This is a genomic window from Xanthomonas dyei (genome assembly GCF_002939865.1).
Classification (GTDB): Bacteria; Pseudomonadota; Gammaproteobacteria; order Xanthomonadales; family Xanthomonadaceae; genus Xanthomonas; species Xanthomonas dyei.
In genome coordinates this window covers 60,846-83,510 of record NZ_MDEE01000021.1, presented here as the reverse complement: position 1 = coordinate 83,510, position 22,665 = coordinate 60,846, and the positions used below count along the sequence as shown (strand labels likewise).

Annotated in this window: 21 protein-coding genes, 1 other RNA gene and 1 pseudogene; 6 read left to right on the top strand and 17 right to left on the bottom strand. The window is 65.4% G+C overall.

Annotation, left to right across the window (positions count from 1 at the left end):
• Positions 1–178: 178 nt before the first annotated feature.
• The 3 genes from XdyCFBP7245_RS14560 to XdyCFBP7245_RS14550 are packed head-to-tail and all read right to left on the bottom strand — an operon-like array spanning position 179 to position 1,961.
• Positions 179–1,003, bottom strand: coding sequence for a glycosyltransferase family 9 protein (locus XdyCFBP7245_RS14560; protein ID WP_244907818.1), 825 nt, complete (start codon positions 1,001–1,003; stop codon positions 179–181).
• A 1-nt stretch (position 1,004) separates the two neighbouring features.
• On the bottom strand, positions 1,005–1,397 hold the full coding sequence (locus XdyCFBP7245_RS14555; protein ID WP_104616282.1) for a hypothetical protein: 393 nt from the start codon (positions 1,395–1,397) through the stop codon (positions 1,005–1,007).
• Positions 1,398–1,400: 3 nt separating this feature from the next.
• Entirely contained in the window at positions 1,401–1,961 is a 561-nt protein-coding gene (locus XdyCFBP7245_RS14550; protein WP_104616281.1) for a hypothetical protein, read from the bottom strand.
• Between the two features lie 292 nt (positions 1,962–2,253).
• Here XdyCFBP7245_RS14550 and XdyCFBP7245_RS14545 point away from each other — a divergent pair, with 292 nt between their 5' ends.
• On the top strand, positions 2,254–2,850 hold the full coding sequence (locus XdyCFBP7245_RS14545) for an OmpO family porin (protein WP_104611926.1): 597 nt from the start codon (positions 2,254–2,256) through the stop codon (positions 2,848–2,850).
• A gap of 265 nt (positions 2,851–3,115) precedes the next feature.
• Here the strand turns inward: XdyCFBP7245_RS14545 and XdyCFBP7245_RS14540 are convergent, their stop codons facing one another.
• From XdyCFBP7245_RS14540 to XdyCFBP7245_RS14515, 6 genes are all read right to left on the bottom strand, one after another.
• On the bottom strand, positions 3,116–4,141 hold the full coding sequence (locus XdyCFBP7245_RS14540; protein ID WP_104616280.1) for an NAD(P)H-dependent glycerol-3-phosphate dehydrogenase: 1,026 nt from the start codon (positions 4,139–4,141) through the stop codon (positions 3,116–3,118).
• Between the two features lie 15 nt (positions 4,142–4,156).
• Positions 4,157–4,672, bottom strand: coding sequence for a protein-export chaperone SecB (secB, locus tag XdyCFBP7245_RS14535; RefSeq protein ID WP_104616279.1), 516 nt, complete (start codon positions 4,670–4,672; stop codon positions 4,157–4,159).
• 109 nt (positions 4,673–4,781) lie between these two features.
• Positions 4,782–5,216, bottom strand: coding sequence for a rhodanese-like domain-containing protein (locus XdyCFBP7245_RS14530; protein ID WP_104616278.1), 435 nt, complete (start codon positions 5,214–5,216; stop codon positions 4,782–4,784).
• A gap of 75 nt (positions 5,217–5,291) precedes the next feature.
• Positions 5,292–5,714, bottom strand: coding sequence for a hypothetical protein (locus XdyCFBP7245_RS14525; RefSeq protein WP_104616292.1), 423 nt, complete (start codon positions 5,712–5,714; stop codon positions 5,292–5,294).
• A gap of 30 nt (positions 5,715–5,744) precedes the next feature.
• Positions 5,745–6,215, bottom strand: coding sequence for a YiiD C-terminal domain-containing protein (locus XdyCFBP7245_RS14520; protein WP_104616277.1), 471 nt, complete (start codon positions 6,213–6,215; stop codon positions 5,745–5,747).
• Between the two features lie 248 nt (positions 6,216–6,463).
• Positions 6,464–7,273, bottom strand: a complete 810-nt coding sequence (locus tag XdyCFBP7245_RS14515; RefSeq protein ID WP_104616276.1) for a glycosyltransferase family 25 protein — start codon at positions 7,271–7,273, stop codon at positions 6,464–6,466.
• A 318-nt stretch (positions 7,274–7,591) separates the two neighbouring features.
• Between XdyCFBP7245_RS14515 and XdyCFBP7245_RS14510 the strand changes: the two are divergent.
• The 3 genes and pseudogenes from XdyCFBP7245_RS14510 to XdyCFBP7245_RS14500 all read left to right on the top strand — a co-directional run.
• Positions 7,592–8,386, top strand: a pseudogene (locus tag XdyCFBP7245_RS14510) (uroporphyrinogen-III synthase); the annotation flags it as partial.
• A 103-nt stretch (positions 8,387–8,489) separates the two neighbouring features.
• The gene (locus tag XdyCFBP7245_RS14505; RefSeq protein WP_104616274.1) at positions 8,490–9,467 is read left to right on the top strand and encodes a uroporphyrinogen-III C-methyltransferase; all 978 of its coding nucleotides are present in this window, start codon (positions 8,490–8,492) and stop codon (positions 9,465–9,467) included.
• On the top strand, positions 9,464–10,729 hold the full coding sequence (locus XdyCFBP7245_RS14500) for a heme biosynthesis protein HemY (RefSeq protein WP_104616273.1): 1,266 nt from the start codon (positions 9,464–9,466) through the stop codon (positions 10,727–10,729). Before XdyCFBP7245_RS14505 ends, XdyCFBP7245_RS14500 begins: the two co-directional genes overlap by 4 nt.
• A gap of 55 nt (positions 10,730–10,784) precedes the next feature.
• Here XdyCFBP7245_RS14500 and XdyCFBP7245_RS14495 read toward each other — a convergent pair whose 3' ends face one another.
• Both XdyCFBP7245_RS14495 and XdyCFBP7245_RS14490 read right to left on the bottom strand, forming a co-directional pair.
• Positions 10,785–11,327, bottom strand: coding sequence for a hypothetical protein (locus tag XdyCFBP7245_RS14495; protein ID WP_104616272.1), 543 nt, complete (start codon positions 11,325–11,327; stop codon positions 10,785–10,787).
• Positions 11,328–11,431: 104 nt separating this feature from the next.
• Positions 11,432–12,727, bottom strand: coding sequence for an acetyl-CoA C-acetyltransferase (locus tag XdyCFBP7245_RS14490; protein WP_101364767.1), 1,296 nt, complete (start codon positions 12,725–12,727; stop codon positions 11,432–11,434).
• A gap of 88 nt (positions 12,728–12,815) precedes the next feature.
• Between XdyCFBP7245_RS14490 and XdyCFBP7245_RS14485 the strand changes: the two genes are divergently transcribed.
• Complete coding sequence (locus XdyCFBP7245_RS14485) at positions 12,816–13,700, top strand: hypothetical protein (protein WP_170068657.1); 885 nt, start codon at positions 12,816–12,818, stop codon at positions 13,698–13,700.
• Positions 13,701–14,105: 405 nt separating this feature from the next.
• Here the strand turns inward: XdyCFBP7245_RS14485 and XdyCFBP7245_RS14480 are convergent.
• Positions 14,106–14,185: non-coding RNA, sX9 sRNA (locus XdyCFBP7245_RS14480), on the bottom strand.
• A gap of 621 nt (positions 14,186–14,806) precedes the next feature.
• Between XdyCFBP7245_RS14480 and xopAG the strand changes: the two genes are divergently transcribed.
• Complete coding sequence (gene xopAG, locus XdyCFBP7245_RS24755) at positions 14,807–16,324, top strand: XopAG/AvrGf1 family type III secretion system effector (protein WP_342352094.1); 1,518 nt, start codon at positions 14,807–14,809, stop codon at positions 16,322–16,324.
• 134 nt (positions 16,325–16,458) lie between these two features.
• Here xopAG and XdyCFBP7245_RS14465 read toward each other — a convergent pair whose 3' ends face one another.
• The 5 genes from XdyCFBP7245_RS14465 to XdyCFBP7245_RS14445 form a co-directional block, all read right to left on the bottom strand.
• Complete coding sequence (locus XdyCFBP7245_RS14465; protein ID WP_104616269.1) at positions 16,459–17,106, bottom strand: superoxide dismutase family protein; 648 nt, start codon at positions 17,104–17,106, stop codon at positions 16,459–16,461.
• Positions 17,107–17,153: 47 nt separating this feature from the next.
• Positions 17,154–17,753 (bottom strand): superoxide dismutase family protein, encoded by a 600-nt coding sequence (locus XdyCFBP7245_RS14460; protein WP_170068655.1) that lies wholly within the window; start codon positions 17,751–17,753, stop codon positions 17,154–17,156.
• A gap of 716 nt (positions 17,754–18,469) precedes the next feature.
• On the bottom strand, positions 18,470–19,897 hold the full coding sequence (gene ntrC, locus XdyCFBP7245_RS14455; protein ID WP_104616268.1) for a nitrogen regulation protein NR(I): 1,428 nt from the start codon (positions 19,895–19,897) through the stop codon (positions 18,470–18,472).
• The gene (locus tag XdyCFBP7245_RS14450) at positions 19,890–20,939 is read right to left on the bottom strand and encodes a two-component system sensor histidine kinase NtrB (protein WP_104616267.1); all 1,050 of its coding nucleotides are present in this window, start codon (positions 20,937–20,939) and stop codon (positions 19,890–19,892) included. The genes ntrC and XdyCFBP7245_RS14450 overlap by 8 nt, the downstream gene beginning before the upstream one ends.
• 271 nt (positions 20,940–21,210) lie before the next feature.
• Positions 21,211–22,653: an ammonium transporter gene (locus tag XdyCFBP7245_RS14445; RefSeq protein WP_104616266.1), complete on the bottom strand. Its 1,443-nt coding sequence runs from the start codon at positions 22,651–22,653 to the stop codon at positions 21,211–21,213.
• Positions 22,654–22,665: the final 12 nt, after the last annotated feature.

Sequence of the window (22,665 nt, the reverse complement as noted above, 5' to 3'; positions counted from 1 at the left end):
AAATGGCGAAACTCCGAAGATCCAAACGAGACTCTCCGGAACGATGCGGACATTCCGCACTCTCAGGCATCGTTATTCAGACCTTCCTTAGCTCCTAATGGATTGTCGGTCGGCGTTCTTCCGCCGTTACTCCCATACAATCCCGGGGCACAGAAATAAGTTTAGGGCTGGTAGCGATTTATCCTTGCAATCGCTGAGACAACGGCGAATACCCACTCATGCCCGCCGCCCAGCGCTGGAAGGACACGACGACTGCATCGAGCGACACGGCGTCCATTCCATTGGTCTCTATGCACAAGCTATTGTCCCAGTAAGGACCGGCCTCGCTCAGTCGGGTTCGACCATGCAATCCGATGACAGGGACCCGCATTGCGTCGCAGAAATACAGCTGACCACTGTCTACGGTCACCACGAGTCCAGGACGTCGAAGCAACGCCGGCCAATTCTCCGGCGTGTCCATCCCCACCAGATTGGCGTGCGAATCGCCTGCAATGTAATCAGCCAATGCCTGCGACTGAGGCGGACCGGATACCGCAACGGAAAACCCCCTATCTGCGATATAGCCCGCAAGGGCACGCCAGCGTTCGGGGGCCCAGCGCTTGGGTGCAAAGTCCGCCCAAGGGCTCAACATGACCCACGGCCCTCCCGGCATCAGATGCGAGATCCACGGCCCATCGTCGGTAGGAATGTCCATCCTGACGGGCTTTGCATCCTCGGACAGGCTTTGAAGCCAGACGTCAGTGGGGTGAACGTTCGCTCGCCAATGTGGCTTGAGTACGCGGCCACCATCAACGTGAAACCGAAATTGAATCGGCAGCCGTCGCAGCGCGCGGTAGTAGGTCGGGCGCAGCCCGACGACCGCGACGGGTGATTGCTGGAGCGCAGCACCAATTGCCGGGAGTGCCATCAATAAGTCACCGGTGTGCGCACCTTCCATCGGGAAGACAATGCCAGCCGACGCCCCTCGCGCCAGGGGCGATACGGCGACAGCGAGGTCATTCATGTCACCTCACCCCTTTCCGCTGCAACGAGCGAACCAAGCCGGCAAACTGCTGGGCATCCGGATCAGCCGCATGCAGCGTCGCTTCGATCCGCTGCAGGATAGCGCTCCATTCCGGATGCTCTCGGAAGGTTTGCCCAAATTCCCATAGCAAGACCTGTCGTATCAGAATGGGCCGCACGCGACGCACCGCCGCCAAGTCATCACTGGGAACCTCATGCACGATTTCCACGAGCTGTCGTTCCAGCTGCGCGGTCGTCTTGGCATGACTGGCACCGGCCACTTCTGCCTTGCGAGTGGCGGAACCAACAGAAGCGACCCTCCCACGCCCACGCACCGTATCGCCACGGATCGCAGCGATCAGTGCGGCAGTGGGCGAGAGAGAACCCAGCTCCATCTATCAGTTGTAGCGGCTGTAGTTGGACAGCAGCATGGATGCACCGGCTGGCGAATCACCGATGTCCGACTGCAATAGCTGATGTACCTGTCCATCATCTGACAGCTTGATCACCAGAGCTTGCATATCCGCTTGCAGAGCAGCAAGCGGCTGTTCCTTTTCCAGTCCCGCCCGCAACTGTGAGATCGCAAGAGCGACCTGTTGATTTGCGATGGAGATCAGACCACCGGCGTAACTGCCGATCGCGTTAGCGGTGAACTCCGATAGCGGTAGCAGCGTTTGAATTGCCTCGCTGTTGCGTGAAGTGACAAGCAGCAGCTGACCCAACTGAAAACGCGCCATGATCAACTCTGGAGACAATTGCAACGCATGCTTGAATGCATGTTCAGCGAGAGTCATCTCCCCTGACTGCGCGTGCTGCGCGCCCAACAGGTAATACGCCTCAGCGCAGTTGGGGGCTTGATCAAGCAGCATGTTGAGCAACGCGACAGATTTCGCGTCATCGGCGTCAAGCATCGACTGAGCCGCCCGCGCAAGAAGTTCGCCTGTGTCCTGCTTTGTCATGATGTTCCCGCGGTCGAAGTATGGGTCTTGGGTATGCCTATCCCATCAAGGCGTAAAGAGTTTAGCTCTGGCGGAGTGCCGTTTGAGAGACAAACCTTCGTCACAGTTCAATTGCGACTAGTACGCACACGCGTTGACCACAAGAAAGCGCAGCTGAATCTGGCGCGATGATTCATTCACTGCTCAGTTCAAAATTCATGTCGCGTTCCATCGAATAACGGAGAATTTACATCTCGGCAGCGAACGGCATCCGCCTCAGCGCCGGCCCAAACCATAAGTACAGGTATTGATCATGAAGACTTCACTGCTGGCCCTCGGCCTCCTCGCAGCCCTGCCGTTTGCGGCCTCCGCTGCTGAAAACCTCTCCTACAATTTCGTCGAAGGCGACTACGTGCGCACCCCGACCGAAGGTCGCGATGCAGATGGTTGGGGCCTGAAGGCTTCTTACGCCGTTGCTCCGAACTTCCACGTGTTCGGTGATTACAGCAAGCAGAACGCTGACGACAACGACAGCGTGTTCGAAAGCTCCAACTCCGACTTCCAGCAGTGGGGCGTCGGTGTGGGCTACAACCACGAGATCGCCACCAGCACCGACTTCGTTGCCCGCGTTGCTTACCGCAAGCTGGACCTGGACAGCCCGAACATCAGCTTCGACGGCTACAGCGTGGAAGCCGGCCTGCGTAACGCCTTCGGCGAGCACTTCGAAGTCTATGCCCTGGCTGGCTACGAAGACTTCTCCAAGAAGCGCGGCATCGACATCGGCGACAACTTCTACGGCCGCCTTGGCGCCCAGGTGAAGTTGAACCAGAACTGGGGCATCAACGGCGACATCCGTATGGATGGCGACGGCAACAAGGAATGGTCGGTCGGCCCGCGTTTCAGCTGGTAAGCCGCACGTTTGACTGCAACGCGACTCTCTCCCGCGTTGCATTGGAAGCCCGGTCCCCCCGACCGGGCTTCTTTCTTTTGTGCGATGGATACACAACGCGTGCAGAAACGGCAGCAAGGCGATGCGACGCATGTGGCCTTCAAAGAGGCAATGCGCTTGATCGGCTGCAGTACGCCCCTGAGGGGTGCGATCGTCAGCTAACAAAAAGCCCGGCATTGCCGGGCTCTGTTGATGCCATGCGGCGCGCAAGCACGCGACGCTGCGATCAGGTAAACAAGGTCTGCGGGTACTCGGGCTTGCGCTCGCGGGCCAACAGCCCCTTCAACCCGGCTTCCGGGGTGATCTCGCCATGCAGGACCGCACGCACGGCGTTGGAGATCGGCAACTCGATGCCGTGCTGTTCGGCCTGGCGCATGACTTCGTCGGCGGTTTGTACCGACTCGACCACCTGACCGATTTCGCGGATCGCATCGTTCAAGCTCTGCCCGCGACCCAACGCCAACCCCAGCCGGCGGTTGCGCGACAGATCACCGGTACAGGTAAGCACCAGATCGCCCAACCCGGCCAAGCCCATCAACGTTTCCGGGCGCGCACCGATCACTGCAGCCAGGCGCAACATCTCGTTCAAACCGCGCGTGATCAAACCGGCGCGGGCATTGAGGCCAAGCTGCATACCGTCGGCCACACCGGTGGCCACCGCCAGCACGTTCTTCATTGCGCCACCGAGTTCGGCACCCACCATGTCATCGCCGGTGTAGGCGCGGAAGGTGGGGCCATGCATCGCATCGGCCACGACTTGCGCAAACGCCGCATCGTCGCCGTGCACGGTGATGGCCGTGGGCAAGCCGAGCGTGACTTCCTTGGCGAACGACGGCCCGGTCACCACGGCCAACGCAACGCTGGGGCCGAGCAGATCGCGCGCCACTTCATGCAGAAAGCGCCCGGAACCGGGTTCGAATCCCTTGGTCGCCCATGCCACGCCGGCGTTGGCCGGACGCAACGGAGCGATCAGGCGGATCGTTTCGGTGAATGCATGCGAGGGCACCACGACCAGAATCCAGCTTGCATCGGCCATGGCCGCCTGCAGGTCGGTGGTGGCACGCAAGGTCTCCGGCAGCGGAATGCCGGGCAGGTAACGCACGTTCTCGTGGGTGCGGTCGATGGCATCCACCATCGCCGCATCGCGTCCCCAGAGCACGGTCGAGTGACCGTGTCTGGCGAGCAGCGCTGCCAGGGCCGTACCCCAGGAGCCGGCGCCAAGAACGGCGATCTTGTGGGTCGAATCGCTCATCGGCGCAGACGGTGCTTAGGCGTTGCCAGCCGGCTCGGAATCGGCCAGCGAGGTGCCTTCGCCCTGCGAGCGCTGACGCAGGGTTTCGGCGTACAGCGCTTCGAAGTTGATCGGCTGCAGGTAGAACGGCGGGAAGCCGCCGGCCTGGATCAGGTCGCTGACCAGGGTGCGCACGTACGGGAACAGGATGTTCGGGCACTGGGTGCCCAGCAGCACGTCGATCGCCTGCGGGTCCAGGCCGACCAGGCCAAACACGCCAGCCTGCTGCACTTCGGCCACGTAAGCGGTCTTGCCACCGGCGGTGCAGGTCAGGGTCACGGCCAGCACGACTTCGAAGGCGTTGTCGTTGAGGCGCTGGACCTTCTGATTGAGGTTCAGCTGCAGCTCGGGCTGGTTGGCGTCATTGAAGACGGCCGGCGCATTCGGCGATTCGAAAGAAACGTCCTTGACGTAGATCTTTTCGATGGTGAAAGCGGGGCCAGCAGCGGCGTCGGCCGGCGCGGCGGCGCCGTTGAGGATTTCGTCGGACATTCCTAACTCCAAAAGCGGTTCGGTGGGTGCAGCGTTGAGTGATGCAGACGTGAAAATGCGAGTATCTCACGCAAGCAATGGGGGCTTGCGAGCTGCCGCACAAGGCGGATCAGCGGCCCTTGATCAGTGGCAACTCGGCCATTTGCCAGGCGGCGATGCCACCTTCGAGCCAGTACACCTTTTCGAAGCCGGCTTTCTTCAGCGTCTTGGCCGCACCTGCGGAGGTGTTGCCGCTACGGCAGACCACCACCACCGGCGATGCCTTGGCGTTGGCCAGCAGCTTGCTGGCCGGGTCGAACTTGGCCAGGGCCACGCTGCGGCTGCCGGCGATATGGCCTTTTTCGAAATCGGCGGTGGGCGACAGATCGATCACCAGCGCGTCTTCGCTGTTGATCAAACGGGTCAGCTCGGACGGCTTGAGTGCGCGATACCCGCGGAACAGGCGCGCAACCTCGGTGACGATCAGGGCAATGGTCAGGCCCACCAGGGCCAGCGACAACATGGGGTTGCGGCCGACAAAGGCCTGCAGCTCTTCGAAATTCACGGGGTCAGGGTCAGTCGAGCGGGCGGGAATTGTCGCACAGCTGGCGCGCGCGACGGCCAGCAGGCAGAGGCCGGGCTACTGGCCCTTCCACAGATCGGGCAGGCCGCTGACCAGCCACCAGCGCTTCTGTTCCGGATTCCAGTGCCAGATCTCGCTGCTGCGCACCAGCCGTTCGGCCTGGGTATTGCGGTTGATCACGCGCAGCTCGACTTCCCGGCGCAGGTCGCCATTGGGCTCTTCGCCCACGCGCAACTCGCGGTAGCCGGAGATCTGCACCTGCTCATAGCGCGAGCGTTCCAGGTCGCTGAGCGGATGGGCCTGGGCGTAGGTCGGTTCGACAAACCCCTGCGCGGCATCGAAATCGCTCCAGCGCACCGCCGCCGTATAGGCGGCCTGGGTGGCTTCCAGCGCGCGCGCCTGGGCACGACTGCCGGCAGTGGCCACCCCGCTCAGCATCGCCAGCCCCAGCAGGACCACCGCTCCCATCAGTGCACGCATGCGCATTCCCCCCTTGATCCAGCCCGCATCCTACCGTTTTGGAAACGCTACGAAACGCCCGCTCAGTGTGGCCGCCGCTGCGCCCGAGCCGAGCGCGATTTGCGCGCGCATGCCGATGCGCGCCTTGCCGCGCTGACGGAAGGTCGCCAGAAAGGCGTCCCAGCCGCCCGACTCGGCAGGCCCGGCATCGGCCACCAGGTCTTCGTACACCGGCGCGACATAGCGCAGCTGGCTGTCGGCGACATACACGTCGGCTTCGTGGCCGGCCAATTGCAGTTGCAGCGTCAGCCACCCCCAGCTGGCCAGCGTCATCAACGAGGCCAGGCTGCCGCCGAACGCATTGGCCTTGTCGTTGACGTTGGCCTGCAACGGCGCGCGCAGGCGCAGCGCGCCATCGTGCAAGCCATCCACGGCAATGCCCATCGACAGCACCGGCGGCATGGCGATGAACTGCGACTGCAGCGACTGCAGGGCGGAGACGAGCGTGCACGAAGGAGTCATCGGAAGGCTGGCAGACGGCGAAGGGCGGCATCATGCCGCAATGTCCGGCGAGCGTCTTGTGCATATGGATGACATGCGGTACCGCATGGTGAACGCGTGCAGGATCGGGCGATCGCACGCGCTGGTATTACGTCGTCAAACCGGTGGATCCCTCGGCATCAACTGCTGCGGGCTGCGCGCGCAACGGCGGCGTGCGAATGCGCACCTGCAAGGCCTGCGATCAGCGGCGCCACCGTGTCGATCACTTTTTACGGTGCGAACACAACCTTGCGATAGCCCTGCGCCACCCGTAACAGCGTGGTTGCCTTGGCTTTCCAGTGCGCGCTGCGTTGCTTTTGCGCGCGCGTCAGCGGCGCATCGATGGTGCTGGTGAACACGATCTGCTCCGGCGCTGCGTGGAAGAACTTGTCCTGGATGCAGGCGGCCGGCGAGAGCTGATAGGTGGACAGCTGCTGCGCCACCGGCGATTCGTTCCAGCCGAACAAAAAGATATCGGCCATGGTGTGCCAGCGCGCGTCGGCGGCCAGCAGCAGTCGCGCCGCCTCGCGGCTGATGATCAGCGCACCGGCGCACACCGGCCAGCAATGTTGATAGGTCGATGGGCGCACCAGGCGCAGCTGGCGCCCGGCGATGTCGGCCACCTTGGCATCGAGCTTGATCCGGTTGTAGGACGGCTCCAGGCGCACGACGCTGCTGCCCGGCGGGAGCCAGTCGGTGCTGCGCAACAGCGCCGGCAGCGCATCGGACAGGTGCATGTCGTCTTCGAAGATGGCGGTGTACGCAGCGTCGGACTCGGCCGCGATGCGCCAGGCCGCCTGATGGCTGAGGAAGCAGCCGATGTTGGACGCTGTCCATTTGCGCGGGCCGGTGCTGAAGGCATCGCCGGAGTTTTCCAACGGGCGCTCACGCACGAAATCGGCGATCTGCGCAGGCGTGAGCGTGGCACCATCGACGGCGGGAAGGCGCTCGAACGGGATCCCCAATGCCTGGAACCGCGCCGCCATCGCCTGCAGGCGATCGCCGCTGCGCTGCATGTTGATGAGGTAGGACTTGATCACGCTGCCACTCCGGCTCGATTGTCGTGGCGGATCGTGGGCGGAGGCGGCAATCGGCACAGACCCCAACACGAGGTTCTGGCCGCAGAAACGCAGGCATCACGCTGCGCGGCACACAACGCACGACGGGGCGCACCAAAACGACTGCGCCACCACCAAACTGGCGTGGCCTGTGCCGGGAATCGGCGTTTACCAAGCGTACGTTTCAGTTCCAGTAAGCCGTCGGCAACCGCCTGGCAGCGGCTCGCTACGGTTTTGGGGCGACTCTAAGTCCTCGTCCGCACCGATACCGCACGCAATACCCACCCCGAGACGACAGCGCTCTCGCATAATCGCCAGATGACCCGCCCTCGCCCGCTCGCCGATCCCTGGACCCTGCTCTCGCTGCGTCCCAGCGGTGAGCACGCGCCGTTGCGGCGGGCGGTGGCACGGCATGGCGGCCGGCTGCTTGCATTGTCGCCGTGGCGCCTGCAGACCAACGACACCGCGCAGGCGCGCGCCGCTTTACAGCGCGCGCTGGAAGCGCCCATCGCGGTGTTCACCAGCCCGGCAGCCGTGCGCGCCGCGCATCAACTGCGGCCCTTGCAGCGGCCACCCCAGGCGCAGTGGGTGAGCGTGGGCGAGGGCACCGCGTGCGCGCTGCAGGCCTGTGGCATCGACGCGGTCGTGCGCCCTGCGCGCATGGACAGCGAAGGCCTGCTCGCCTTGCCGCTGTTCGCAGCGCCGTTGCAGCGTGTCGGCCTGATCACCGCGCCGGGTGGACGCGGCATGCTGGCCCCTGCCCTGGAACAACGCGGTGCGCGCATCCTGCGCGCGGATGTGTATCAACGCGTGCCGCTGCGCTTGCGCCCGTCGGCGCTGCACGCCTTGACCGATGCACTGCCGCGCAGCGTGCTGGCCATGAGCAGTGCCGAGGCGCTGACGCTGGTGCTGCAGCAGTTGCCCGCCGCGCTGAGCGAGGCAGTGCGGCAACGCCCGTTGGTGGCCTCCAGCGAACGCCTATGCGACGCCGCGCAAGCGACGGGCTTCTGCCACGTCGTTCGCGCGGCAGGGCCGTTGCCGGAGCAATTGGTCGCTGCCGCTGCAGCGATCGTGACACCATCGCGACCTTGCTGAACTGCGAACTCAAGCACAGCTTGCGGCGCTCTGCCGGCGCACGCCATGCTGTGCCAGATGACTGCGGCGCCTGCGCCGGTCGTGACCGCCCGAGGATGTCCGAATGACCGAAATGCCCGCCACCACGCGACGGTTTCCCTGGGCCTGGCTGCTGCTTGTGCTGGCCATTGCCGCCGTGGGCGTGGCGCTGTTTTTCGGCTGGCGTGCGTGGCAGAGCTATCACGACGCGCAATTGCAGGCAGCGCAGGCGCAGCAGCAACGCTGGGACGGCACCCAGCAATTGCTGGAAACACTGCGACGCGATCAACGCCTGGCCAATGAGCGGCTGCAAGACGCAGCGGCGACCAATCGCGTGCTGCGCGATGAAATGCTGGGCCTGAGCCAGCGCAGCGCCTTGCTCGAAGACACCGTGCAGAAGCTTGCCGACCCGAACCGGCATGGCGCGCAGGCGCTGCGTCTGGACGAAGTGGAACTGCTGCTGCGGCTTGGCCAGCAGCGGCTGAGCATCGCCGGCGACGCCGATGGCGCCCGACGCGCCTACGCACTGGCCAACGGCGCACTCAACGGCATCGATGATCCTGGCTATCTCAATCTGCGCCAGGCACTGGTGCAGGAGCGCGATGCGCTGGACCGCCTCGGCGCCGGCCCGCAGGCACAGGCGGCGCAGGCGCTCGACCAGTTGGCCATCGATCTGCAGCGCCTGCCGGAACAATCCGCACAAACCACCGAAGCGGTGCGGCCGTGGTGGCAGAAAGTGCTGGCACCGTTGGTGGACATTCGCCCCAGCCGTGGCGACGCTTTGCTGACCGCTGGCGACCGCCACGCCGCCAGCGATGCCTTGCAGATCGAAATCAGCCTTGCGCGCGCCGCCGCAGAACGCGGCGATCCGCAGGGCTTTGCACAATCGCTGCGCCGGGTGGAGACCTGGACCACGCGGTTGTGGCCGGACTCGCCGCAACGTCGTCAGGTGCGTACGCGCCTGCGCACGCTGCAACAAGCGCCACTGCGTCCGCAATTGCCGGAACTGGGCACCACCCTGCTGCAACTGCAGGCCATGCGTGAAGGGAGATCCACCCAATGAAAGTGTTGCGTACCGTCTTGATCCTGTTGGTGGCCGTGGCGCTGGGCGTGCTCGGTGCGCAGTGGCTGTCGCATCAGAACAGCTACGACCTGGGCAACGTGGTGGTGAGCGTGGGCGGCAACGACTACCGCGCCGCAATGCCGCAGGCGGCGCTGATCCTGATCATCGCGCTGCTGGTGATCTGGCTGCTGTGGACGCTGATCAGCCTGCCGTTCCGCGTGTGGGGCAAGTACCGCCGCAAGAAGGGCCGCGCGCGCCTGATCGAAGGCCTGCGCGCGGCCGACCACGGCCAGTGGCAACGCGCCGAGCGCCTGCTGGTCACTGCCAGCGAAGACGACGACGTCAGCGGCATTGCGCTCGCCAGCGCTGTGCGCGTGGCCGATGCACGCGGCGACGAGGCATCGGCCACTGCGCTCGCACAGCAGTTGGCCGAGCGCGACCCCACCGCGTACGCGCTGTTGCAGGGTGAGCGGCATCTGGCGCGGCAACGGCCGGTCGAGGCGATCAACGCGCTCGATGCTGCCAATGCCCAACCGCTGCCGGCACGCGGCCTGTTGCTGCGCACGCATGCGTTGACGCAGATCGGCCGTGCCGATGAAGCCTACGGCCAGCTCGGCGCCTTGCGTCAACAGGCGGTGCTGGCACCGGAGGCCTACAGCGCGCTGGAGGCAACGCTGGCCGAACAGACCCTGTTGCAGGCCGGCGATGCCAATGCGCTGGCCGAGCGCTGGGAAGCGTTGCCCAAGCCGCTGCGCACCTACCCGGCCGTGGTCGGTGCCTACGCGCAACGGGCCGCGGTGCTGCATTGGGACGATGCCGCCGTGCACAGCCTGGAACAGGCGCTGGATACGCAGTGGGACGAATCGCTGGTGCGCCTGTACGGCGTGTTGCCGCTGGAAAAATACGATTCGCGCCGGGCCAGTGCGCAGCGCTGGCTGACCCAGTCTCCGGACAGCCCCGGCCTGCTGTTGACGCTGGCGCGGCTGGCACGCCATCAGCAGCAGTGGTCGCAGGCCGAAGAGTTCCTGCACCGCGCGCTTGCCAATGGCGCCGGTAGCGAAGCCTGGGAAGAGTTGGGCCATGGATTTGCCGCCGCTGGCGACCTGCTTTCTGCGCAGCATTGCTACGCCAATGCATTGCGCGCCGCACGCGGCGAGCCGGTGCATGAGCCCATGCCACAGCAGTCGCTGCGCGGGCCGATCGTGTCGACGGGTCCGACGCCTGCGGCCGAGCCACTCGCCCCGGACGATCGCACCCTGTAATCGCTGCGGTTGTTCGATCTTGCAGCGGCGCACACCACAGGTGCGCCGCGTTGCATCAACGCTGGCGCGATGCCTGTGGCGGTGGCGGCAAATCGCTCAGGAATGCATCGCAGGCACCCAGATACCTTGACTGCGCATGGTCGACCTGCGTCGGCGACAACACGCGCGAGCCCAGGCGGCCGATCAACAGCATCGCTGCCATCACGCCGGCACCGATCACCCAGCGGAACGGGCTGTCGATCGACAGCCCGCACACCAGCAATGCCAACACCGATGCCATCGCCACCGCGACGTAACGCACGCGGCGGCGCTCGTGTTGCGCGCACAAGCTGAGCACATGCGCGCTGCGTTTGCGTAGCGCAATGGCCAGGATCACGTACGGCAACACGCCCAGCAATAGCGCGGCGTAAATCACCGGGTGGTGCCAATGAAAGATGTAGCGACGTGGCGGCATGTCGGCCGGCGCATTGCACTTGACGCACCGCGGCGGCAGGTTGGCGCCCGCAGTACACACCAGCACATCACCCTCGCGCCACACATCGCCGTTCGCCGGCGGTAGATACAGGCTGGGCGGCACGCGAAACGCGTCATTCGACATCCATGCGTCCTTGCTGGTTTGGGAGTGGGGATTGGGGAGTAGAGATTCGGGATTAGTAGAAGCCGGATTTCTCTAGCGAATCTCCAATCCCGGTGCGCAGCAGCCTAGCGCTCGACGATCGCCACCACGCCCATGCCGCCGGCGGTGCAGATCGAAATCAGCGCGCGGCCGCCGCCGCGTTCTTCCAGTTGCTTGGCGGCGGTGGCTACCACGCGCGCGCCGGTGGCGGCGAACGGGTGGCCGGTGGCCAGCGACGAACCCAATGGGTTGATCTTGTCCGGGTCGATGCGGCCCAGCGGCGCGTCCAGGCCCAGGCGATTGCGGCAGTAATCCTCGCTCTCCCACGCGCGCAGCGTACACAGCACCTGCGCGGCAAAGGCTTCGTGGATTTCGTAGATGTCGAAGTCCTGCAGGGTCAGACCCTGGCGCGCCAACATCTGCGGTACCGCGATGGTCGGCGCCATCAGCAGGCCTTCGCCATGCACGAAATCCACCGCCGCCACCTGCGCATCGCGCAGGTACGCCATCGGCGTGTGGCCATGCGCCAGCGCCCAGGCCTCGCTGGACAGCAGCACCGCGGCGGCGCCATCGGTCAGCGGGGTGGAATTGGCGGCAGTCAACGTGCCACGGCCGGAGGTCTTGTCGAACGCCGGGCGCAGGGTGGCCAACTTTTCCAGCGAGGTGTCGGCGCGCAGGATGTTGTCGCGCGACACCCCACGGAACGGGGCGATCAGCGAATCGAAGAAGCCGCGCTCATACGCAGCGGCCAGCTTGTGGTGCGAGGCCACCGCCCATTCGTCCTGCGAATCGCGCGAGATATTCCATTCCTTGGCCATGTCCTCGCAATGGTCGCCCATGCTCTTGCCGGTGCGCGGCTCGGCCACGCCGGGAAACTCGGGCTTGAGCTCGCTCAGCTTGAAGCCGCGCAGCAATGCCTTGAGTTTGTCGCCAGTGGCCTTGGCGCGGTTGGCGGCCATCAGGCGCGCGCGCAACTTCTTGCCGTAGACGATCGGCACTTCGGAGGTGGTATCCGAGCCGCCGCCGATGCCCGAATCGATCTGCCCCAGCGCGATCTTGTTGGCGATGGTGATCACCGAATCCAGGCTGGTGCCGCAGGCGCGCTGCAAGGTGATGCCCGGCGTCAGCGGCGACAGGCCCGACGACAGCGCGGCCTCGCGGGCCAGGTTCCAGTCCGAGGAGTGCTTGATCACCGCCCCCATCGCCACTTCGCCCAATTGCTGGCCGTGCAGGCCGAAGCGTTCGACCAGAGCACCTAGCGTGCGCACCGACATGCCCAGGTTGCCCACGTCCGCGTATGCGGTGTTCTGACGACAGAACGGGATACGAACGCCGCCCAGAATGGCGACGGGACGGGCTGCGGGCATCGGTTGACCTGGCATGAAGGACTCGGGGACATGGCCTGCACAGGGCCGGCAGGCATAATGGCCGCAGTGTAGCTTCGACCCCGTGATGGGCCAACCGCGAATCATGAGCAAGACCGAACACGGCGTGACCGCCATGGGTGTAATGGCGCTGGAGTTGACGGGCGGCACCGCCCCCGAGCGCGGCGCTCTGGCGCCGGAGCAGGCCGGCATGCTGGCCGAACGCATCGGCCGCGACCTGGCGCAGTGGATCCCGGAGATCCGCGCCCTGGAGCTGAGCGTGGCGATGGCGCATTTCGACCCGGCCGAAGTGCTGCGGCCGGGCTGGCCGCTGCATCGCCGGCTGGAAGAACTGCATGCCCGCGCGCCGGGCCGCGACCAGGGCCCGCGAGTGCTGGCCTTCGGTGCCGATGCGCACGGCGAGATTCCGCTACCGTTCCAGGCCGATGCCCAGTTGACCGGCGGCGGACTGCGCGTGCTGCCGTTCCTGCTGTCGGGCGACCCGCAGATCGTGGCGAACGTCGCCGATGCGATGGAAGAAGTGCTGCTGGCCCAGGGCATGGCCCAGGCCGATACCGCGCTGCTGGCGCAGGAGAGCTTCGGCGCGCGCATCGAGCACGCCCGCTATCTCACCGCGCACGATCTGGCGGCGATGATTTCGATGCAGTACGACAACCAGGGCCTGGCACCACTGTGGCCGCTGATCGAAGCCGCCCTGCTCGCTCCCGACAGCGAAGAATGGCTGCAGCAAGCGCCCGAGCCGGTGCTGCGCTATGTCGATGGCGAAGTGCGCATCGCATTGTTCGACCCGGCCGGCTGGTGCGATTACTACACGCACGACCGCGAGAATTGCGAGCGCCTGCGCGGTGTCTACGAACAATTCCTCTCGCGTCAGCGGCAGATGGCTGCCGTACTGGAAGCGCACGGATTGCCGGTGCTGTACGTGCATGTGGAGCCGGGCCAGGATCCGCGACAGGCGCTGGCTGCATAAGCCGCCGACCGGCTCCACGGCTCCCGCAGTTGCGGGGATCCTGGAGACGCGGCTGTATGGGCCGGTCTCGAACGTATCTGTGCGTTCAATGACCCCGATCGGCACCTGAGTCGCACTGGCGATGTCTGGGCTCTGGCCGAACGACTGAGCGTGCACGTCATCGGTTGACGGTTACATCGCGCGTTGCAGCGCTGGCTGCTCACCATCCTGCATCTGTCCGTGATGCCATGGAAGCATGGCCAGGACATTGCCCGCCGACAGGAGGCGCCACCGCGACCGCGGCGGGTGGCCCTTCGAATGCTGACAGCGGTGCAACCAGTGCTCTGCAACTGCATTCCAATTGGGATGCCGCGCGCGTGTCCACGACCACCCGCAGCGCACGTCGACGCGGGCCGACGTTAGAGCGGCTCACAAACCGCAGCGAGCAACCGCCAGGTGGCTATAGACGGAACGCTCAGCAACGGAGTGCACGCGTAGTAATACATGCCGATTCCGGGCAACTGCCACGCTCGCCTGGCGATGAGCGCAGTCGTTTTGCTAGCCGCTCCTGGACGTCGAACGACTTCCTGATCGGGCAATGCCCACCCTGATCGTCGATCACGCTACCTGCAGCGTTGGTCAATATCACGCCGGAAGTGTTTATGACCAACTGCGGCGCCATCGCTCGACCGGATGCAACACATGCGCTTCCGCGCACTTGCTCGTTTATGACATAACGTCTTCGCGGTCGAAATGGATGCGCGCTTAGGCATCAGGCACAGTGTCGCGCGATTGGACGGAAGCAGCACGCATGCTCTCACGCTCAAACTCCGGCTACTGCCATTACGACCGCGCGCAGTATCGACCTTGCCGGCCGACAACCCAGTGCGCATCGGTTGCAGCCGTCCGCAGTGGCGCGCGCAGCCAAATACATGGCGTAACCGCAGGCCGATTTGCGCCCACTCTCCCGCTGATTACCCAGCGCGAATAAAAACGTCATCGGGAACACGTAACCACTCAGCGCAGCACGCAGCGACTCGACCAACTGCCTTCCGCTCCAACGCTTCGCCGAGCTTCGACTCAACTGGTACAGCTGATCTCCATCCTGCACTTGAGAGAACACATCCATGCGCACAAAGCCCACACAACCCTTGGCCACCATGCAGCGGCTTCTTGCCTCCAACCGCTCGCAGGCGCATTCCCTGTGTGCGTCGCCGTCCACAGCGTCTGGCACCACCGAGACGAGCGGCTTGCTGGGGGCGTTGCCCGCGCGAAAAGCCAGGCAAGCAGCGCAAGAAGGCACACACCAGGAAAACGTCGGCCGCGGCGCACACTGGGCCTCTCGAGCCGCCAAATACGCGCTGGGAGTTGCCGGTGCCGGTTATGTCGCAGACAATTTTTTCTTGTCCACGACCTCGCTGGTGGATGGCAAAGCCGGATTTACCAGCAATGATCGGTTGGAAAAAGCATGTGCGAAAGCGGAGAAATATCACGCTCGCTACCGCAGCGCCACCGAAGACGAACGCGCATCCCATAGCCGCCCTTTCGTACCGATCAAGACATGCGGGTCCAACCAGTTCGCCACCATGAGCGACTACCGCGCGGCCACCAAGGTCCATCTCGGTCATCTCTTCGATACCAGAACCGCACGGGAATCGCTGCTCACCAACCTCGCCTGTCTCAAGGGCGAGCGGATCAAGCAGGAATGCATCGCCAAGTATTCGCCTGCGAAGGTCCCGGCCGATCCGGACCTGAGCAAGAGCCAGATCTACGACAAGAAAAACAAGTACTCGTTGACTGGCGTACCCAATACCCACACCGGAGCAAGCGGATATACCTCGCGCTCCATCACCCAACCTTTCATCAACCGCGGCATGCAACATTTCAAAGAGGCTTCCCAGAGCGACAAGGCACTGTCTCTCAAACAATGCATGGAATCGCTTGAACGCGCATTGTCCGGCAATGACACGCTCAGCATGCAAGCACAGCACGCCGCCGGCCAGGCAATCCTGAATTTCCGGCAGGTCTATGCTGCAGACGAGCATTGGGGTCACCCAGAAAAAGTCATCATGAAGACCCTGATCGCCAACGGACTGCTGTCGCAGGAGCAAACCGACAAGATCGATGCAACCTTGATGTTCGAGGATCCATCCATCAGCGTCTTGAAGAGAAACACCAGTATCGCCGAGCCGTTATTGCAAAAACTGGAAACGAAGATGCAATCCAGGCGCCTGCAGGATCAACCGGAAGCGCTCGCCGATTTCATGGAGATGGCAAAGCAGAAGAATATGGAAGGCCTGCCAATCGCGCACTTCAAACTCAACGCAGAAGGCACAGGCTTTGAAGATTGCTCTGGCCTGGGCGACTCGTTCACCAGTGCAAATGCCGTTGCATGCATCAACCACGCACGTTTGATGAGCGGTGAGCCGCGCCTTTCGAAACAGGATGTCGCGGTGGTGGTGGCATGCCTCAATGCCGTCTACGACGATGCCAGCAGCATCCGGCATTCGCTGCATGAAATCGCACGCGGATGCTTCGTGGGAGCCGGCTACTTCACCGAGGACGCCGATGCCTTCTATGAGGAGATCTGCCAGGACGCTGCACAGGCGTTCTATGCAGGGAGGTCCATGATCAACAGCGACTAGGGCGGTTTTTTAATCGCCCCTTGCCCACCTCATACGCGCCGGAGACAACACGGCGCCGGGTAAACATTGCGCACTCGCGATGGATGCGACTGCAGCCTTGCGCCGCGGTGTGGGCCGCGGCGCAAGGCATGCGCTTACTTGGTTGCCGCCTGCGCGTTATCGGTGGTGATCACGCCACACGCCAGACGGCCGCCGGCGTTGCCGGTGGGCTGGGTTTTGTAATCGTCGGCATCGGCGTGCACGATCACCGCGTGGCCTGCGATGTCGAACTGATCGGCCTTGCCCAGGTTGACGTTGCTGGAGACCGGGCCGTCGATGCTGGCATTGCCCTGCGCGTCGGACTTGATGTTGGGCATGTCGCCGCCGTGATGCGGGTCGGCACCGACGTTGCCGTGGTCGGACTGGGCCGGGTTGAAGTGGCCGCCGGCGCTGCTGCCGTCCGGGGCGCTGCAATCGCCCTTTTCGTGGATATGGAAGCCGTGTTCGGTGTTGGGCTTGAGCCCACTGAGCTGACCGGTCACGCGCAGCGCGCCGTCGACGGTCTTGAAGGTCACCGTGCCCTTGACCTCACTGTCCTTGGTCGGCTTGAGCTCGGCGGTCGCCGTGGTGGTGGCGGCCGCCCCGGTCACCATGGCGGCGGCATGCTCGCCACTGTGCGCCGCATCGGCTGGCGTGCTGGCCGTCGGTGCGGGTGTGGGCTCGGCCGGTGCGGGCTCATCGCGCTTGCACGCGGTCAGCACCAGAGCGGTTGCCAGGAACAGGGTTGTGGGAAGAATACGCATGGGAAAACTCCTGTAGAGACCGCAGCTGCGGCCATTGATGCCCAAATTCAGGGCTGCGAAGGGGGTGTACGCCGCTGGGTGACGCGGATGACGCCGCAGGCCAGACGGGCGCCTGCATTGCCGCTGGGCTGGCTGCGATAGTCGTCGGCGTCGGCATGCACGATCAGCGCCTTGCCGATCACATCGCTGGGCGCGCCGTCGCCCAGGCTGATGCCAGACAGGATCATGTCCAGATGCGCGACGCCCTCGGCGTCGGCACGCAGGTTGTCCATATCGCCTAGATGATGGCTGCCGCTGCCTGCGCGGCCGTGCGACGCGCCGGTCGGGTTGAAATGCGCGCCCGCGCTGCTGGCATCGGCCGCGCTGCAATCGCCGCGTTCGTGCACATGGAAGCCCGCCACACCGCCTGGGCGCAAGCCACCGACCGTGCCGGTGATGCGGATGCCCTGCAACGCCGGCACCAGCACGACCCGGCCGCTGACCAGGCTGCCCGACGCCGAAGCTAATGCTGCCTCGGCCTGCTGCACCGGACGCGTGGGCACCACACGTGCCGCTGGCGGGGGGGGGGGTGGTGGTGGCGGCGTACTGCTGCAAGCGGCAAGCGCCAGAGCGGTGAGGGCAACGATCGTGGACGACCGATAACGCATCGAGCTGTTCTCCTGATCAGGCTGAAACCTATGCGGGCGCATGTTCACGTGTCATGAAATGCGTCTGGGGCAGCCCAGGAGTTTACGGGGTTGGTGTGGATGGCCGGGTTGTTTGCGTGCCCGCTGTGCGGCATGCGGTGCGGGGAGCCTTGCGCGGCTTCGACGATGGCGTCGGCCGATCAGGGGCTATCACGGGTTCGTCGATGGCCGGTGGGTGCATGCGGTGTCGTGTGGATGGTCAAGCACGTGCCGTGATGGTGCTCGATGTGTACTGATGCTCGTCCATCGCGTTGCATGCATTCCGTGCTTCACGCGTTTCGTGCGCGAGCTGATTCAACCGGCGACGCAGGCGGCTGCGCTGTTATCGGCGTGGGTGCCCTCACCCCAACCCCCGCTCCGCGCCCCGGCCCGCGCTTGCGGCGCGGGCGCTCCAAGGCACGCGCGCCCGAGGCGCGCAAGCCGTGCCTTCTCGCCCCGCAGGCGGGAGAGGGGCTTCACCGCAGTGATCGGCGGGCTTCATCGCAGCGACAGGCGGGGTTTGCCGCAGCGATCACCTGACTGCCTTCTCCCGCCTGCGGGGGAAGGTGCCCGAAGGGCGGATGGGGGACCTCTTTCGCCGCCGGGCAACCAGGACCGTTGCGCTCACGCAAGCGCAAAAACGCCCACGCATGCACCCAGGCATGATGCCGATCCCGCCCGGGTAGCCACCGGACCGCTCAGCGACGCTTGCGGCCCGGGCCGAGTTTGCGGGTGACGGTATTGCGGCCCAGGCCCAGGCGGGCGGCGGCTTCGGCACGGCGGCCCTGGGTGAGTTGCAGGGCGGCTTCGAGCAGGGTCCTGTCCAGGCGTTCGCGGGCTTCGGCATGCAGGCCCTGGGCGCCTTCGCTCAGGCGTTGCGCAGCCCAACTGGACAGCATGTCGTCCCATTGCCCGACGCTGCTACGGCCGGTGCGCTGGCGGCCGCGCGCCAGCGCTGCGTCCACGTCGACCACATCGATGATGTCGGCGGTGGCCAGGGCGGCCAGGCGCCAGCAGACGTTTTCCAGTTCGCGCACGTTGCCGGGCCAGTCGTATTGGCGCAGGTCTTCCAGTGCGGCCGACGACAGCCGCTTGGGCAGCATGTCGAGCTTGCGCCCGGCCATGGCCAGGAAATTTTCCGCCAGTTGCGCGATGTCGCCGCGGCGCTCGCGCAGCGGCGGCAACTGCAGGCGCACCACATCCAGGCGATGCAGCAGGTCGGCACGGAAGCGGCCTTGTTCGACCAGCGCTTCCAGGTCCTGGTGGGTGGCGGCGATCACCCGCACATCGACCCGGATCAACTCGCGCCCACCGACGCGAAAGAATTCGTTCTCTGCCAGCACGCGCAGCAGGCGCGTCTGCAATGGCAGCGGCATGTCGCCGATTTCGTCCAGGAACAACGTGCCGCCATCGGCTTGTTCGAAGCGGCCGATATGCCGTTTGGTGGCGCCGGTAAACGCGCCGGTTTCGTGGCCGAACAACTCGCTTTCCAGCAACTCGGCAGGAATGGCGGCGGTGTTGAGCGCGACGAAGGGTTTGCGCGCGCGCGGCGATTCGTTGTGCAGCGCGCGCGCGACCAACTCCTTGCCGGTGCCGGTTTCGCCGTTGATCAGCACCGACAGCGGCGCCTGCGCCAGCCGGCCGATGGCGCGGAACAAGGCCTGCATCGCCGGGGTGTCGCCGATCAGCGCGGCCGAGCCTTCGGCCAGCGGGGTGCCGATGATCTTGTCGACACCGGCATCGGCGTCGGGCAGCGCGCGTGCGGCCAGCGCCACCGCATCGTCGAGATCGAACGGCTTGGACAGGAACTCGTGCGCACCACCGCGAAAGGCGCCGGCGGTGCTGGCGACATCGGTATAGGCCGACATCACGATCACCGGCAGCTGTGGGTGCTTGGATTTGAGCTTGTCGAGCAGGCTGAGGCCGTCTTCGCCGGGCATGCGCACGTCGGTGAACAACAGGTCCGGCATCGGCCGCATCGACAGCGCCTGCAGCGCGGCGGCGGCGCTGTCGAAGCCATCGACGGCGTAGCCGGCGTCGCGCAAGGCGGTAGACAGCACGAAGCGCACCGAACGGTCGTCGTCGACCACCCAGATGTGGTGGGATGCGGCGGCGGCCTCAGCCATGCAGATGCTCCTTGTCGTGATCGCCGGCCAGCTCGGGCAGCAGCAGGGTGAAAACGGTATGGCCCGGACGCGAGCGGTAGGTCAGGGTGCCGTGGTGTTCGCGCGAGACCTGCTGGGCCAGCGCCAGGCCCAGCCCACTGCCTTCGGCGCGGCCGCTGACCAGCGGCAGGAACAGGTGCTCGGCCAGTTCTTCCGGCACGCCGCCGCCGTCGTCGATGATTTCCAGCCGCAGCGACATCGCATGCACACGGTCGCGGATGCGCTGGCCGTGCTCGACGCGGGTGCGCAAGGTCACGCGGGTGGCGCCGGCCTGGAAGGCGTTGCGCACCAGGTTCCACACCGCCTGGGTGAGCCGGTCCACATCGCCCAGGATGTCGGGAATGCTGGGGTCGTAATCGCGTTGCACCTGCACCGACCAGCCGCCCTCGGCTTCGGCCAGGCGCAGCACGCGCTCGAGCACCACGTGGATGTTGAGGCGATCGTGCGGACGCAGCGGCGATGGCGAGAGCAGGCGCTCGAGCAAGGTGTTGAGGCGCTCGATCTCGGTGCCGATCAACTCGATCAGCTCACGCTCGTCTTCATCGCGGCCGGCCGAGCGGCGCGCCAGCAACTGCGCGGCGCCCTTCAAACCGGCCAATGGGTTGCGCAGTTCGTGCGCCAGGCCCTTGAGCGCGGCGCTCAAGGCATTGGGCAGCGCGTGGGTGGGATCCAGCGCGGGGAATTCGTCGACCGGGTGGGTTTCCAGCAACCAGCCGCCATCGTCCAGCCGCGACAGCCAACCTTCGGCAAAGCGCGGTGCGTCGTTGGGCAGGCCCAGCGCCAGCCGATGCAGGCGTAGCACATCGCGCTCGTCGTTGAGCAGGAAGCGCGCCAGCGCGTCGCCCTGTACTTCCAGCGCGGCCAGCGGTTGGTCGACCAGCCGCCGTGCGCTGACGCCGAGCCAGCGCGCGAATGCCGGGTTGACCCCCAGCACGCGACCGTCGCGGTCGGCCCAGGCCACCGGGGTGCCCAGGCTGTCGAGCGACGGGGTGGAGGTCGTCATCCGCATTGCACCAATTTAGTGCAAGCAGCATCGGCGTGCGCGGATGGCGCGCCAAACGCAGCGTGCATCGAAGTGTTTCGGGCCGGGTCGCAATGGCGTGGCCAGACCTGGCTCGCATCCGCGCCGACAACGACGGGCGTGGGGCTGGTCATGCAGGCACCTCGGCAATAAGGCCGCGCCGGCATCGGCCGCGGCAGAAACCAACCCGGCGCGGGCAGCGCCGGCCGGGTCGTTGCGCCACCCGCGGAGATCTCGCCGCGGGTGTGCATGCTCAGGACTCGTATGCGGCTTCGCCGTGCGAGGTGATGTCCAACCCCTCGCGCTCGGCTTCTTCGGTGACGCGCAGGCCGAACACCAGCTTGGCGACCAGGAAGCCCACCACCGACACCACACCGATCCAGCCCACGGTGATGCCCACGCCCAGGGCCTGGATACCGACCTGATGCAGCATGTCGTAATCGCCGCCCTTCTGGCCGCCCAGCGAAGCCGCCGAGAACACGCCGGTCAGGATCGCGCCGATGATGCCGCCCAGGCCATGCACGCCGAACACGTCCAGGCTGTCGTCGGCACCCAGCAGGCGCTTCAGACCGGTGACGCCCCACACGCACAGCACGCCGGCCGCCAGGCCGATCACGATGGCACCGAACGGACCCACGGTGCCGCAGGCCGGGGTGATGCCGACCAGACCGGCAACCATGCCCGACGCCACACCCAGAGCGGACGACTTGCCCTTGATGATCTTCTCGGTGAGCGACCAGCCCAGGATGGCGGCCGCGGTGGCCAGCAAGGTGTTGAGGAAGGCCAGCGCCGCACCGGCATTGGCTTCCAGGTTGGAGCCGGCATTGAAGCCGAACCAGCCCACCCACAGCAGCGAGGCGCCGACGAAGGTCAGGGTCACGTTGTGCGGCTTGATCGCCTCACGCCCCAACCCGGCCCGCTTGCCGACGAAGTAGGCACCCACCAGACCGGCGATACCGGCATTGATGTGCACCACGGTGCCGCCTGCAAAATCCAGCGCGCCCAGCGCAAACAGATAGCCGCCGGTTGCCCAGACCATATGCGCCAGCGGCAGATAGCCGAAGGTGAACCAGATCACCGAGAACAGCAGCACCGCGGCGAACTTGGCGCGTTCGGCGAAGGCACCGACGATCAGCGCGCCGGTGATGCCGGCAAAGGTCGCCTGGAACGCGACGAACACGTATTCCGGCAGGCTCACGCCCTTGGTGAAGGTGGCCGACAGGCTCTCGATGGTCACACCCTTGAGCAGTGCTTTATCCAGATTGCCGATCCACGGGCCTTCGCCGGAAAACGCCAGGCTGTAGCCGTACAGCACCCACAGGATGGTGAGCAGCGAGAACACCGTTGCGACCTGGATCAGCACCGACAACACGTTCTTGGCGCGCACCATGCCGCCGTAGAACAACGCCAGGCCCGGCACCACCATCATCAGCACCAGCAGCGTGGACGTCAGCATCCAGGCGACGTCGCCCTTGTCGACCACCGGCGCGGCTTCGGCGGCAGCAACCGGCGCGGCGGCCGGCTGCGCGGACGGCAGCGGTTCGGTGGTGACCGGCTCGGTCGGCAACGGGGTGACCTGCGGGGTGGACTGCGCTTGCGCGCTGCCCATGCCGCCCACCACCAGCGCGCTGAACAGCATCAGCATGCACACGCTATAGAACCGGGCTTTCCACCCGGCAAACAGAGCTGTCTTCATACGACCTCCAGA